General features: G+C 62.4%; 15 protein-coding genes. 6 read left to right on the forward strand and 9 right to left on the reverse strand.

Translation table 11 applies throughout. From position 1 onward, the window contains the following. The first annotated feature begins 7 nt into the window (after positions 1-7). On the forward strand, positions 8-319 hold the full coding sequence (locus CIT40_RS23345; RefSeq protein WP_094891545.1) for a P-II family nitrogen regulator: 312 nt from the start codon (positions 8-10) through the stop codon (positions 317-319). A gap of 176 nt (positions 320-495) precedes the next feature. Here the strand turns inward: CIT40_RS23345 and CIT40_RS23350 are convergent, their stop codons facing one another. From CIT40_RS23350 to CIT40_RS23365, 4 genes are all read right to left on the reverse strand, one after another. Beyond that, a complete protein-coding gene (locus CIT40_RS23350; protein ID WP_094891543.1) occupies positions 496-1,446 on the reverse strand; it encodes an AraC family transcriptional regulator in 951 nt (316 codons plus the stop codon). A gap of 431 nt (positions 1,447-1,877) precedes the next feature. Beyond that, on the reverse strand, positions 1,878-3,449 hold the full coding sequence (locus CIT40_RS23355; RefSeq protein ID WP_094891541.1) for an amidohydrolase: 1,572 nt from the start codon (positions 3,447-3,449) through the stop codon (positions 1,878-1,880). Between the two features lie 351 nt (positions 3,450-3,800). Then, positions 3,801-4,577, reverse strand: coding sequence for a bifunctional 2-polyprenyl-6-hydroxyphenol methylase/3-demethylubiquinol 3-O-methyltransferase UbiG (gene ubiG, locus CIT40_RS23360; RefSeq protein ID WP_094891539.1), 777 nt, complete (start codon positions 4,575-4,577; stop codon positions 3,801-3,803). A gap of 2 nt (positions 4,578-4,579) precedes the next feature. Then, positions 4,580-4,744, reverse strand: a complete 165-nt coding sequence (locus CIT40_RS23365) for a DUF2256 domain-containing protein (protein ID WP_094891537.1) — start codon at positions 4,742-4,744, stop codon at positions 4,580-4,582. 124 nt (positions 4,745-4,868) lie between these two features. On the opposite strand from CIT40_RS23365, the gene CIT40_RS23370 reads away from it, so the two are divergent. Further along, a complete protein-coding gene (locus CIT40_RS23370) occupies positions 4,869-5,531 on the forward strand; it encodes a hypothetical protein (protein WP_334265210.1) in 663 nt (220 codons plus the stop codon). 35 nt (positions 5,532-5,566) lie between these two features. Further along, on the forward strand, positions 5,567-6,058 hold the full coding sequence (locus CIT40_RS23375; protein ID WP_094891533.1) for a DUF3429 domain-containing protein: 492 nt from the start codon (positions 5,567-5,569) through the stop codon (positions 6,056-6,058). A gap of 196 nt (positions 6,059-6,254) precedes the next feature. Here CIT40_RS23375 and CIT40_RS23380 read toward each other — a convergent pair whose 3' ends face one another. Further along, positions 6,255-7,292 carry a glycosyltransferase family 4 protein gene (locus tag CIT40_RS23380; RefSeq protein ID WP_094891532.1) on the reverse strand — a complete coding sequence of 346 codons (1,038 nt, stop codon included), beginning with the start codon at positions 7,290-7,292 and terminating at the stop codon, positions 6,255-6,257. A gap of 126 nt (positions 7,293-7,418) precedes the next feature. On the opposite strand from CIT40_RS23380, the gene galE reads away from it, so the two are divergent. The 3 genes from galE to CIT40_RS23395 all read left to right on the forward strand — a co-directional run bounded on the left by galE (position 7,419) and on the right by CIT40_RS23395 (position 11,090). Next, a complete protein-coding gene (galE, locus tag CIT40_RS23385; protein WP_094891531.1) occupies positions 7,419-8,432 on the forward strand; it encodes a UDP-glucose 4-epimerase GalE in 1,014 nt (337 codons plus the stop codon). 118 nt (positions 8,433-8,550) lie between these two features. After that, positions 8,551-10,353 (forward strand): ABC transporter ATP-binding protein, encoded by a 1,803-nt coding sequence (locus tag CIT40_RS23390; protein ID WP_094891530.1) that lies wholly within the window; start codon positions 8,551-8,553, stop codon positions 10,351-10,353. Positions 10,354-10,388: 35 nt separating this feature from the next. Next, positions 10,389-11,090 carry a fumarylacetoacetate hydrolase family protein gene (locus CIT40_RS23395; RefSeq protein ID WP_094891528.1) on the forward strand — a complete coding sequence of 234 codons (702 nt, stop codon included), beginning with the start codon at positions 10,389-10,391 and terminating at the stop codon, positions 11,088-11,090. A gap of 67 nt (positions 11,091-11,157) precedes the next feature. On the opposite strand, the gene CIT40_RS23400 is transcribed toward CIT40_RS23395, so the two are convergent. From CIT40_RS23400 to CIT40_RS23415, 4 genes are all read right to left on the reverse strand, one after another. Then, on the reverse strand, positions 11,158-11,616 hold the full coding sequence (locus CIT40_RS23400) for a YybH family protein (RefSeq protein ID WP_094891527.1): 459 nt from the start codon (positions 11,614-11,616) through the stop codon (positions 11,158-11,160). Positions 11,617-11,626: 10 nt separating this feature from the next. Further along, complete coding sequence (locus CIT40_RS23405; RefSeq protein ID WP_094891526.1) at positions 11,627-12,556, reverse strand: aspartyl/asparaginyl beta-hydroxylase domain-containing protein; 930 nt, start codon at positions 12,554-12,556, stop codon at positions 11,627-11,629. 130 nt (positions 12,557-12,686) lie between these two features. Next, positions 12,687-12,842: a hypothetical protein gene (locus CIT40_RS23410; protein ID WP_167443371.1), complete on the reverse strand. Its 156-nt coding sequence runs from the start codon at positions 12,840-12,842 to the stop codon at positions 12,687-12,689. A 145-nt stretch (positions 12,843-12,987) separates the two neighbouring features. Next, positions 12,988-13,911, reverse strand: a complete 924-nt coding sequence (locus CIT40_RS23415) for a LysR family transcriptional regulator (RefSeq protein WP_094891524.1) — start codon at positions 13,909-13,911, stop codon at positions 12,988-12,990. Positions 13,912-13,921: the final 10 nt, after the last annotated feature.

The raw sequence follows: 13,921 nt of genomic DNA on the forward strand, positions 1-13,921 counted from the left end.
GGACAGCATGCAGATGTTTGCCAAGAAGCGCGTCGAGATCCTGATCGAGCGGGCTCTGCTGAAGCGACTGACGGATGAACTGGTGCGCACCGGCGTCAGCGGATTTTCCGTCGTGCCCCTCGCCGCGGGACGCGGCCAGGCCGGACAATGGGATTCGGACGGCCAGATCGGAGACGCCGCCGGCATGTACGCACTGTGGTGCATCGTCGATCCCGGCCGCCTCGACGGCCTGCTGGAGGCTGTCTTCGCGATCGTCTCCCGGCAGGTGGGACTGGTCTCAGTCAGCGACGTGGAGGTGGTGCGGCCGGAGCGGTTCTGAGCGGGATGTGCCGTTAGAGCAGAAATGAGTCAGCTTGATCCAAAAGTGGGTCGGAAGATCGTCGCGCTGCCGACGGTCGCTTACGTTGAATGCCCGGTTCTGTTCGAGAGTCGACCTCGAGCCGAAGTCGCATTTTGTCCCAAAGCGGAAGAACGATGGAAGACCAGACTACGAAGCTAAAAATACTGGCGTCGTAAGCGCGTCGCAGAAGGCAATTCTCCGAATGCAGATTTGTAGCTTACCGAGAATTCGCCCATGTGCCAGAAGCCATTAGCCATGGCAATGTTCGTTACGGTCGCAGCCGGAGGACCGAATTGCAGCTGTTTTCGGACCTCCCAAAGTCGCTTACTGCGAATGTAGTGGTGTAAGTTGACGCCGTGCATCGTTCGGACTGCGGTTTGCAGTGTGCGCACCGAGACATGCAGTCGTAGCGCAAGATCGTCGCTGTATAATGGTGAGTGCTTGAGTAATGAAATATGCTCATCAAGCTCTGCCACTAATTTGCGATACGTTTCAAACTTGCCTCGCCGTCCTATAGACGTTCCTTCACGCGGCATCAGAGCGGCGTCGAGGCAAGCGTAGAGCGACTCACGTAGACTACCTTGCAACAGACCAAAGTCCGTCGCGTCGTTACAAGTCGACGCGGAACAAAAAATATCTAGAATTGATGCCTTAAGTCGGTTCATGACCGGTCGAGCCGGCCTTATAAGCGACAGCCCTTTACCACTATCCAGCCAGCCGCGGTGACTCATATCGGAATCAAAACGGAGCATTAAATAAGTGTTCGGATGTTCTTCGACCGCTTCAGTCTCAACTCGACCCCGCAGCACCGCGATAGTTGAATTGTCGAGCGTTGCCTTGTTGGCAATCGAGTGAAAGGCTATGGGGATGACGAGGCCCACTCCCTCATCCGTACCCATGTTTGTTTGAAGGCGTCTCGCAAAGGATCGCTGAAGAACGAGTAAGCTGCCTTGTAGAGGCAGGACGGCACGGTGAGCCGAAAAGTTTGATGGATCGGTAGGCTTGCTGATGCCGCCTCCGATCACCTCGTTAGGACGGAATTGCTCGAAATCGACGAACGACTCCGTGCTAAGAAAGCGAGAAGGTTTCAGCCAACGAACGGGCATATTGGTCTCAGGTTGATGCGAAGTCGTGTCCGAGCCAAATTCTAAGCTGCTGTAATACGTAAAGACGTCGCCAACGCATCATTCACGATGCGTCATAAAGCTACGGCTATGTGGTTGCTAAAAAGTTTGTCCCGCCAACGCCAGGGATGCTCAAATTCTGCCATGGCCTTTCAAAGGTCCAAGCCGATGGATTGCCTAAATCCGATAGCTAAATTTCTGGTGGCCATTTTAAATCCAACAGGTGGGTCCGATTTTGATACCGCCCTTTGGTCCGTCGGCGAAGTGGTACCATCGCTCCACGAAGTCGGCTTATTAAGACGACCCCCTCATGTCGGCTTGTGGCCCGTTGCTGACCAATCACGGCATGGTCAGCGATGGCAGCATTTGACGCTATTGGGACATTGGGTTGCAATGGCTGTCATGCCGGTTGCTCACGTTTCAGAGCTAACCTCGCTAAGGATTTCATCCCCAGTATCCTTCGTCAGCCGGTCGGGAATGCCCGGAGGCTGTTTGATCTCTGGCGGAATTGGCGAGACGTATTTGTAGTCACCTCGGCGGCGCACCAGATCTTCCTTCGCCGCTTTGCGCAAATCGGCGTTGGTCATTAGATCGTGCCCAATGCCTGCCATGATCTTCGCCGACGCAATGGATGCCTTGTCGCCGATGGACATCCCGCCGCATGCCGTTACACCCCACGTGTGCAAGGCGACGCCGAGCGGAAGCGTTGGCCAGCCGAAGACCGACAATGGCGTGTTGAAGCTGACGTCGCCGCAATCCGATCCGCCCCCCGTCGTCTTTTCGCCGATTGTTGGGGCGACAGCCGTGGCCAATCCTTTTTCCGGCAACGTCATTTCTTTCTGAATAGTTTTAGCAAACGTCTGCTCTGCGTCTGTCCATTCTATCGGCGTCGCCTTCATGTGCCGATGTGTTAGCGCAATGAGTGTATCGTTCGGAAGGATCTGGTGAACGCCGGTGAACACTTGGAATTCCGCTCTGGTCTGGGTCATCTGAGCCGCACCTTCGGCGATGCCCTTCGCCCACTCAGTGAGCTTCACCACGTTCTGGCGATTCTTGTCCCGAATCGTGAGGAGCATTTGTGCAAAATCCGGCACGATGTTCGGAGAGAGGCCAGCCTTTTCGTAAACGTAATGCATGCGAACGGTCGGCTCCACATGCTCGCGCATAAATTGTATGCCAATGCCGAATAGTTCCGCCGCTTTCAGTGCGCTGCGCCCTTGCCACGGTTCCACGCCCGCATGCGCAGTTCTGCCAAAGAACTTGATGTGAATGCCATTATTCGCAGCGGTAGAGACGGCGCCTGTGACTGCAACTGGGGCTGGATGCCATGACAAGGCGGCATCGACATCGTCAAAGAGCCCATCTCGCGCAAAATAGGCTTTTACCGCCCCGCCTTCCTCGGCGGCACAGCCAAAGACCAAGATAGTGCCGGGCGTTTTGTCCTGCTCCATCATTTTCTTGAGCGCTATAGCGGCGCCCGTGCACCCGGCTCCCAGCATATTGTGTCCGCAGCCATGCCCGACCTCAAAGCCGGTCGGCCCGGGCGTCTTGCGCGGTTCTGCCGCGTTGCCGAGGCCGGGGAGGGCATCATACTCAGGAAGGAACCCGATCTTGGGACCTGCCGATCCCTGTTTCCATTCCCCGAGAAATGCGGTTGGGATATTTGACGTACCGGTAGTCACCTTGAAGCCAGCGGCCTTCAGCTCTCTCACGTGAATTGCCGACGATTTTTCCTCTACAAAAAGGCCCTCGGCGTTCGTCCAAACCTCGCGGGAAATACGCAGAATGATGTCGCGCGTGCTCTCCACGGCTGTTGCAGCATTAGCTGCAGAAGGAGGAGGAGCAGCCGCTGCGGTTGCTACAGGTGCCGCCTGCGCCAGCACCGGTCCGACCGAGCCGATGCTGCTTGCTCCGATGCCAACCGCACCAGTTGCGAGAAATGTTCTGCGATCAACGCCGGCCTTGTCATTTTTATTGCCAGCCATTTTTGCCTCCCAAGGGCATGCATGCCTCTGAGGCACAATTTTCAGACTAACCCATTTAACTCAAGGATGATTGATCCATCTCAACAAGCGCCTTTCGTTCGATCACCTCAAGGTGGTCTCTACCGACGCTCGACGTCTCCGTTTGGCCCTTCTCGGACTCGTGGCTCCAGCGGAATGTCCGGTTCAGGCATAAAACTGCCGCCCCTCCGGTACTCGAAATTCAAGAGTCTCGGATGCTCGGGGCCCGCGGTTGATGAAAATCTGACTTCAAACCCGCTCAATGGGCCGGCTTGAAAGCAATAACGCTCCGATCTCCCCGGACCCGCAATTCGCCTTGAGGCACGCGGCGCATCATGCCGCCGTCGGATCGCCGCGCCGCCGGTAGATCTGGAGATAGTTGGTATTGCACGAGCGGGTCGTATGCCAGCGCATGGTGATCGGAGCGAGCTCCAGGCCGCAGGTCTCGATGACGGAGAAGCCGAGCGGAGCAAGTGTGCTCGCGATCTCGTCCGGCCGCATGAAGCGCCGCCAGTCGTGCGTGCCGCGGGGCAGCCAGCCCAGAACGTATTCCGCCCCGATGATCGCCTTCACGAACGACACCAGCGTGCGGTTCAACGTGCCGATCACCAGCAGCCCGCCGGGCGCAACCAGGCTGCCGGTCGCGGCGAGGAAGCAATCGGTGTCGGCGACGTGCTCGACGACTTCGAGCGACAAGACGATATCGAACTGCCGCCGTTCGGCGACCAGCTCCTCGGGAACGGCCTGCCGGTAGCCGATGGGCAAACCGGCCTGGTCCGCATGGACGGTCGCCACGCGGACGTTCCGCTCGGCAGCGTCGATGCCGAGGACAAGCGCGCCGAGACGCGCCATCGGCTCCGTCACCACACCCGCGCCGCAACCGACATCGAGCAGGGTCAATCCGTCGAGGGGCCGCTCCAGCCTGATGTCACGCACCATCAGCGCAGGTAGCCGCTTGCGGAGATGCGCGACGCGCGCCGCATTGAAGCTGTGAATTAGCTTCATGCGGCCATCGGGATTCCACCAATCCTCGGCGAGGGCCTCGAACCGCGCGATCTCGTCGGGATCCACGGTCGGCGGAAGACCGGTCTTCATGTCCTTGCGCAGCATGGTCAACCTTCCTGGCGCGCGGCTCTTCGCCCGTCGCCTCGACACCGTTCGGAACAGAATTTCACGCTTGGCCAATCCCGCGACCATTTTCGCCGCCAAGCGAACGGCCGCTTGCAAGCGGCGCATATTTTGGTCGGAAGGTCCGATTTGCGTCGCATCTTCGGCATGGAGGCTTGCCCGGAGAGAAAAAGACCCGTCAGGGCGGCTGGTGCCCGCAGCCAGCGTGGGTACCCGCACGGATCGAGACCTTCTCTCCCTGAACGACTCTGAACGGCTTCTGGATCATGACGCGTGGCCCTTCGCCGCGCCACCTGTGATCCGAATCCGGCTTGCGATCGTTTCCTACACCGTGGCGACGCTCATCGTGCAGGAAGATCAGATCAACCGGCGCGCCAAAGGCAGATGATCAAGACCATTGCAGCTTGGATCGGCAGCTATGCGGATCACCCGGAACCTCGTTCGGCCTTGGCCGGCAAGATCGCGCTCGTGGTGGCATCCAACCAGCCGTTCTATCCACTCTATCTGCATTGGATCGTGGGGACGGCCGCCTGGCCGGCCTGGCTCAGCCTGCTCTCCACGCCTTTTTTCCTCGCCGTCCCGGCCCTCGCAAAAAGGCATTCGCTTGCGGGGCGCGCGCTGCTTCCACTGGCCGGCGTCGGCAACACCGTCTTGTGCGTCAAGCTGCTCGGCGCACCGTCGGGCGTCGAGCTGTTCCTGCTTCCCTGTGCGCTGCTTGGCATCATCCTTTTTCGGCCGGACGAGCGCCTCAAAACCGCGATCGTCGCCGCGCTTCCCTTCATCGCCTATCTCTTCGTCGACGCCCATCTCGGCCAACCCCTGATGATGACGTCGGACCATGCGAGGCTGGTCGCCTTGAACGGCATGAGCGTGGCAGCCTTGATCGTGCTGATCGGCCTGCTCTGTTCGACGCTGCTGGCGGCGCGGGAGGCGTGAGATCGTGACCATCGGGATCCCCGGCGCGAGGCAGCATGTCGACATCTCCGGCTGACGATCACGATGGCGGGCGGCGGCGCGCCGCACCGGTTCCGACTGCTGCAACATGGCTCGGCGGATTGGGCCTGGTGCCGTTCGTCGGGCTCTCGGTCGCCTCCCAGGCCATCGAGGGCGATTTGAAGACCGCCACCCTGCGCGGACTGCTGGCCTACGGCGCCGTCATCCTGTCGTTCCTCGGCGGCATCCATTGGGGCGCGGCAATGACCCGGTCGATCTCACAGCCGGATCACGGCATCGATTCCGCCAGGCTCGGCATCAGTGTCGTTCCCTCGCTCGTCGGCTGGGCGTCGCTGCTGATCGATGTCCGGTATGGTCTCGCACTGTTGGCGGTCGGCTTCGCCGCGAACCTGTTGCTGGATCTCCGGTCCGCGCGTCAGGGTTTGGTCCCGCCGTGGTACCGCAGGCTTCGCCAGCCGCTCACGATGGTCGTCGTCGTCGCCCTGATTGTCGCCGAGTTCGGCCAGTGAGACGCCTTTGTTTCGCCGGATCTGATGATGTTGCGATGGTGAAGGCTGAGAGCTGTTTTGCCCGACAGGTCAATCAACTTTCGCATACTCAGAACAACGTTGTCACCGACCCGCAAGTCATTGATTCCGTTATGGCCGGCTACTGTGCATGGGGTTGTTTTCGCAGTTTTTAGTTCTTGGCGCCTGAAGGCGCTGCTCAAAGCAGCGGCCGATAGACCTCGCCGATCCGCGCCGCCTCGGCGTCGAGGCTGAACTTCGCGAGCACCCGCGCCCGCCCCCGCTCGCCCATCGCCGTCGCCGCGGCCACGTCGCGCATCAGCGGCTCCAGTGCCGCAGCCAGCGCCTCGGCATCGCCGGTCGGGACCAGCACGCCGCTCACGCCATCCTCGACCACCAGCTCGGCCGCACCGGCGCGGGCGGCGACGAGCGCGCTGCCCGCGGCCATCGCCTCGATCAGCGTCAGGCCAAAGCCTTCGTTGCGCGAGGTGAAGGCGTAGATCGTCAGCCGCTGATACCAGCGCTGCACCGCTTCGATCGGCAACTCGCCGGTGATGACGATGCGTGATTGCAGGCCGGCGGCTTCGATTCGCTTTTTCAGGTCATTGGCAAAGGCGGTCTGCTCGGCCGTGACCTGCCCAACGATCGCGGCGGTGAAATCAGGATAGTGCGGCAGCAGCCGGCACATCGCGTCGACGAACACATCGGTGCCCTTCTGCGCGCGCACGCGGCCGAAGCAGCCGATGGCGTAGCGGCCCGGCAGCGCGGCCTCCGCAAAGGCCGCGGCGCGATCGCTCGGCGGCGCATAGATTTCGGTGTCGACGCCGTGCGGGATCACAGTCGCCTTCACCTTCAGGAACGAGGCCGAGAGATCTGACGTCGCGATGATCGCATCCATGCGCCGGATCAGCCAGCGCGTGATCCAGCTATGGTGCCGCTGCGCCGCCGAGGTGAACACGAGTTTCAACGGCCAGCCGAGCGCGCGCAGCACGACGCCCGCGATCATCTCGTTGTTGCGCCGCGCATGCCAGATCAATGGCGCCTTGCGGCGCCACAGCTTCAGGAAATCGGCGGCGCTGAGGCGCGCGATCCCGGCCGGCGCGTGCGAGCCGAACCAGCCGGCGCGGTACAGTTTCGCCAGCCGCGGCGCCACCATCCGGTTGGTCGCGGTGACCCCGGAATAGCGCCTGTGCAGATTTGGCACGATCACTTCGAGATCGCCGGGGGAATTGGCCACGTCATGCTCCGTCTGGTGGGTCCCCTATACGCAACATTAAGCATAGTGACCAGTTCAGCGCCGCCGAAACCCACTCTTCACCGCACAAACGTTAGCTTGCCGCGTTGATCGAAGACGGGTGAGATCATGACTGTGCTAGTCACCGGCGGCGCCGGCTATATCGGAAGTCACACGGTCCTCGCGCTGGCGGAAGCCGGCGAGGACGTCGTCGTGATCGACGATCTCTCCACCGGTTTCTCCGCCTATCTGCCAGAGGGCGTGCCGCTGTTCATTGGCGACGCCGGCGACGAGAACCTGCTCGAAGGCGTGATCGCGCAGCACAACATCGAGAGCATCATCCATTTCGCCGGCTCCGTCGTCGTGCCGGATTCGATGCGCGATCCGCTCGGCTACTACCGCAACAATTTCACGACCGCGCGCAATCTGCTCAACGTCGCGGTCAAGCGCGGCATCAACCGCTTCATCTTCTCCTCGACCGCCGCCGTCTACGGCAATCCGGACCAGGTACCGGTCCCCGAACACGCGCCGACGCGGCCGCTGTCGCCCTACGGCTCGTCGAAGCTGATGACCGAGATCATGCTGCACGACGTCGCCGCCGCCTACGGCATGCAGTACGTCACCCTGCGCTATTTCAACGTCGCCGGCGCGGACCCGCAGGCCCGCATCGGCCTTGCCACCGCCGGCGCCACGCATCTGCTCAAGATCGCGGTGGAAGCCGCAACCGGCCAGCGCGCCAAGATCGACGTGTTCGGCACCGACTATCCGACCCCCGACGGCAGCTGCATCCGCGACTTCATCCACGTCACGGACCTCTCGCAGGCGCATCGTTCGGCGCTCGCGTATCTGCGCAACGGCGGCGCCTCGACGACGCTCAATTGCGGCTATGGCCGCGGCTATTCGGTGCTGGAGACCATCGACGCCGTGCGCCGGGTGTCAGGCCGCAGCTTCGCCGTGCAATACGCCCCGCGCCGGCCCGGCGACATCATGACCATGGTCGCCGACACCAGCCGCATCCGCGGCCTGCTCGACTGGAAGCCGCAATACGACGACCTCGAGACCATCGCCGCGCACGCCCTGGCGTGGGAGGACAAGCTGTTCCACGAGCGCCATGGCGAGCTCCGCCACGCCGCCTCGGCCTAGATTCTCTTCCGACGCAAGCCCTTAATTGGGCTTGAAAAACTCCGCTTGAGCGGGCACAGAGGCCCATCGATCCCTGACGCGCGGGCAGGCTTTGTCCCGTGCCGTCAATGGACTGCGGATGGCCCAGTTTCCAAAGAAAATCACCGACGATCCCTATGCGGCAATGGTGCTCGTTCGCCGCCTGGTCACGGAACAGGGGGTCGTCTATTGGCGGCGCTACCTCGTCGCCTTCGCGTTGATGGCGATTGCCGCGGGATCGACCGCGGGCGCGACCTACGTGCTCGGCCAGGTCATCAACCAGGCCTATGTCGACAAGAACATCCCGGGCATCGCGATGTTCTCGGGCATCACGGTGATCCTGCTCTTCATCAAGGGCGTGGCGACCTACGGCCACATGGTGATCCTGACCAAGATCTCCAACGCCATCCTCGCCACCAACCAGCGGCAACTGTTCGCCAAGCTGATGCGCGAGAGCGTCGGCTTCTTCTCCGAGCGGCATTCGTCCGAGTTCCTGGCGCGGCTGACCGCCGGCGCCAAATCCATCACCGACGTCCTCAACATGCTGGTCAACGCCATCGGGCGCGACCTGTTGATGCTGCTTGCCATGATCGGCGTGATGGTGTGGCAGGATCCGCTGATGTCGCTCATTGGCCTCGTCGCGGTGCCGCCGGCGATGCTGGTGCTGCGCAAGCTGGTCAAGCGCATCAAGGGTCTCGCCTTCAACCAGTTCACCGGCACCGCCGACATCATGGAGACGATGCAGGAATCGCTGCAGGGCATCCGCACCGTCAAGGCGTTCACGCTCGAAGACACCATGCAGAAGCGCATCGACGAGAACATCGCGATCGTCGAGCGCAACGCCAACAAGATGGCGCGTGTCGCCAACCGCTCCAACCCGCTGATGGAGATGCTCGGCGGCTTCGCGGTTGCCGGCTGCCTGCTGTACGGCGGCTATGCCGTGGTCGCTCTCAACGCCACGCCCGGCGCCTTCTTCTCCTTCATGACCGCCTTCCTGATGGCGACCGAGCCGGCCAAGCGGCTGGCGCGGCTCAATATCGATTTGAACAGCCAGCTCGTCGGCGCCCGCATGCTGCTCGAGATCATCGACAGCCCGGAGAGCGAGCGCTCCGACGACGACAAGCCGGCGCTGAAGCTCACCGACGCGCGGATCGAGCTGCGCGATGTCAGCTTCTCCTATCGCTCGGGCGAGACCGTGCTCAACCGCATGAGCTTCGTGGCGGAGCCCGGCAAGATCACCGCGCTGGTCGGCCCGTCCGGCGGCGGCAAGTCCACGGTGCTGGCGCTGCTGCTGCGCTTCTACGAGGTGTCTCAGGGCGACATCGCGATCGACGGCCAGTCGATCGGTGCGATCTCTCGCAAGTCGCTGCGGGCGCAGACCGCCTATGTCGGGCAGGACGTCTATCTGTTCCGCGACACCATCCGTAACAACATCGCATTCGGCAAGCCGGGCGCGACCGAGAACGAAATCGTCGACGCCGCCAAGGCAGCCTGCGCGCATGATTTCATCATGGGCTTCCCGCTCGGCTACGACACGCCGGTCGGCGAGCACGGCACGCAGCTTTCAGGCGGACAGCGCCAGCGCATCGCGGTGGCGCGCGCGCTGCTCAAGAACGCACCGATCATCCTGCTCGACGAGGCCACCGCCGCTCTCGATTCCGAATCCGAACGGCAAGTGCAGGAAGCGATCGAGCATCTCTGCCAGAACCGCACCACCATCGTGATCGCGCACCGCCTGCACACCATCATGCACGCAGACAGCATCCTTGTGATCGAAGACGGCGAAATCGTCGAGCAGGGCCGGCATGACGAGCTGCTCCGCCGCGGCGGGCGCTATGCCTCGTTCTTCCGCCTGCAACATCACGATGCCGGCGCTCTGGCGCCGATCAGCGCAACCGCATAGAGTTCCCTGTCAACCTCAAGAGCCGCGAGACCCGCATGAACGCCGCCTCCTACGTCATCCCGCTTCCACCCCAGGCTTCGCTTCCCGTCGTCGGCGAAAGCGGCCGCTATCCGGTGCGCCGCATCTGGTGCGTCGGCCGCAACTATCTCGAGCACATCCGCGAGATGGGCAATGACGAGCGCGCCCCGCCGTTCTTCTTCGCCAAGCACGCCGATATGCTGGTGCCCGATGGCGCCACCATTCCCTATCCGCCGCTGACCAAGGATTTGCATCACGAGGTCGAGCTGATCGTCGCGATGAAGAGCGGCGGACTCAACATCCCCGCCGACAAGGCGCTGGATCACGTCTACGGCTATGCCGTCGGCATCGACCTCACCCGCCGCGACCTCCAGATCGCCTCGCGCAAGAAGGAGCGTCCCTGGGAGATCGGCAAGTCGTTCGACGGCTCCGCTCCGTGCTCCGCGATTCAGCCGGCCTCCAAGATCGGCCATCCCGCCAAGGGCAAGATCTGGCTCACGGTCAACGGCAAGGAGGCTCAGAAGGGCGACCTCACCGAGCTGATCTGGAACGTGCCCGAGATCATCTGGCAGCTCTCGCAGCAGGTGAAGCTCGCCGCCGGCGACATCATCATGACGGGCACCCCCGCCGGCGTGTCGCAGCTCCAGCCGGGCGACAAGCTCGAATGCGGCGTCGACGGCGTCGGCGCGCTGAAGGTGAGCATCGGCCAGCCGGAATAGGCTGCACGACATCTCGAAAATCAAAAGGCCCCGGACATATCCGGGGCCTTTTTGATTCCGATCACATCTACCAGGCTTTTACCGGTCGATTGGCGTGGCTGGCCTGCGGCACACCACGATTGAGTGACATGTGCGAATGCACGCACAGCCAGCCATCACCTTCTCTCGAAAACACCATCGTCGCGCGACCAGGGCGCGGAAAAGCGCTGCCATCGGCATGATAGCCCGTGCTCGTCCATGGCGCGATGACCGTCGCCATCATGCCGTCAGGGGATGCCAGGATCGAGGTTTGCTCGAGCACGAAACGGAAGTCGCTTGTCTTGGGCCAGACGTTATTCCATTGACTCGTGACCCATTGGTCGAGGCCGGGGATGACATCGTTATGCGTGCCGAATGCAAGCACGTCGGGATGGAACAGCGGCCTCGCCGAAGCGTAGTCGACCTCGCGGACGTAGCCTGCGAAGGTTTCCAGCCACCGGCGGAAGAACTGCACGATCTCGGTGTTCGCAAGCGGCAAGGCAGCCATTGTGCGCCGACTACCTCAACGCCGAATACACGATGAGGCCGAGGATCAGCGCCGTCAGCGAATATTTCAGCGTGTAGTAGACGTTGCGGTTCCACTCCTTCACCTTGCGGCTGCCGAGATGGATCTCGTAGAGCTTGCCGAACACCTTGTTGAGGGCGCCGACATGCTCGCCGTCCACGTTCTGGGTCGCCGACGCCTTGACGATGTGATGGCTGACCCAGCGGTTGATCGCGGTCATGAAGCCGTACTTCATCGGGCGCTCGACGTCGCAGAACAGGATGATGCGATTGACGTCGGTCGCATTCTCGGCGCTGTGGATGAAGGTCTCGTCGAACATGAAGGCCTCGCCGTCGCGCCAGACGCATTCGACGCCGTCGACCAGGATGCGGCACTTGTTCGAGTTCGGCGTCACCAGGCCGAGGTGGTAGCGAAGCGAGCCCGCGAACGGATCGCGATGAGCCCCTAACTTGCCGCCCGGCGGCAGCATCGCGAACATCGCGCCGTGCACGCTCGGGATCGACTTGAGCAGTTCAACCGTCTTCGGGCACAGCGTGTTCGCCGAGGGCAGGAAGTCGTCGTACCATTTCAGGTAAAACCGCTTCCAGCCACTCTTGAAGAACGAGTAGAAGCCCCAGTCGTTGTTCTTGGCAGCGGCCCGGATGAAACCTTCGTCGAACAGGCGCACGGCCTCGTCGCGGATGGTTTCCCAATTCTCGCTGAGGGGCCTCAGTTCCGGAAACTGCTCGACCGCGATCACCGGCTTGTTCGGCACCGCCGAGCCCGCATACATCAGCACATTGTAGGGCGCGAGATAGGTCGAGTGATCGCCGAGCTGGCGCGCGAAGCGCAGCCGCTGCTTGCCGCGGAAGTGAACGTAAATCGTCGAGGCCACAAGCACATAAAGAATGACGAGTTGCGGCGCAAAAAGCTGCTTCAGCATTTCCCCGGTCCCCAGTGACCCAGCCGGGATGTCCTCTACCCCGACCCGACAGGGACGGCAAGATGTTCCCGGGTGGGTTGCAATCAAGCTGGGGGGAGCGCTCGGGCGGAACTGTAGGAAACCGCCGCGATCACGCCCGGGATAGCGCCTGGAGGCCCTTGAAGGTCAGGCGCTTGGGGTCGGTCACCCCGGCGAGATAGAGCCGGCGGATAAAGGCAACGACAGCGTTGCGGTCGCAATCGGTCAACGCGACGACTGCGTCGACCGCGATCTTCTGGGCTTCCATTGGGCTCACCTCGGCCTTGCGAGTAACCCCGGCCGAGACAGGCTAGGACTGATCCGTAAATCCGGCGTTAACCGTTCGGGCAGGATCGCCGATTCCTCCTCGCGGCCGAATACGTAAAACGACGCATTGCCGGGCGCGCGGCAGCTCATTGCGCACTCACGCACTTCTTCAGCTGAGCAAAGTGCTTCTTCAGCCGCGGCACCGCAAAGTCGGTGAAGGCCCGCACCTTCGGCACCGAGAGCCGACCCTGCGGGCAGATCAAGTGCGCCGGCATCTCCGGGTCCTTCTCGCCGGCCAGCACGATCTCCAGCTCGCCGCGCCCGACCTGCTCGGCCACCTGGTATGAATACATCCGGGCAACGCCGCGGCCGGCAACGGCGGAGGCTACGGCCGCATAGGTGCTGTTGACGATGAGACGCGGCGTGAACTGGACCGTACGCGGGACCGCCCCGCCGGCCTGCGGTGCGAAGGTCCAGGAATTGGGCAGATGCGCCATCGCCACGATCTGATGCTTGGCGAGATCGCCGGGCTCGGTGATGCGGGGATGCTGCTTCAGATAGCGGGGGGCTGCGACGACGACGCGGCTGATCTCGCCGACCCGCATCGCCACCATCGCCGAATCCGCGAGGGGGCCGATGCGAAGCGCGATGTCGATGCCCTCCTCGATCAGATTGACCGCGCGATCAAACAGCAGCAGCTTGGCCGACACCGTGGGACAGGCATCGAGAAACGCATCCAGGATCGGCCGCAGCACCATCTCTCCCGACACCACGGGAGCGGTGATCGTAAGCAGGCCGCGCGGCGCCGAGCGCGGTCCGGCCGCGATGTCGTCGGCCTCCTCCAGCTCGGTGAGAACCCGGCGGCAAATCGCGACATAGCGCTCGCCCTCCTCGCTCAACTTGATCGAGCGGGTCGTCCGATGCAGCAGCTCCGCACCGACCCGTTCCTCGAGAAAGGCGATGGCGCGGCTCACCGCCGCCGGCGAGCGGCCGAGCTTACGGCCGGCGGCAGCCAGACTGCCCTCGTCCACCGCAAGGACGAACACTTTCATCGCATCCAGACGATCCATGCCTTCCCGC

The organism is Bradyrhizobium amphicarpaeae (assembly GCF_002266435.3).
In the GTDB taxonomy this organism is placed as follows: Bacteria; Pseudomonadota; Alphaproteobacteria; order Rhizobiales; family Xanthobacteraceae; genus Bradyrhizobium; species Bradyrhizobium amphicarpaeae.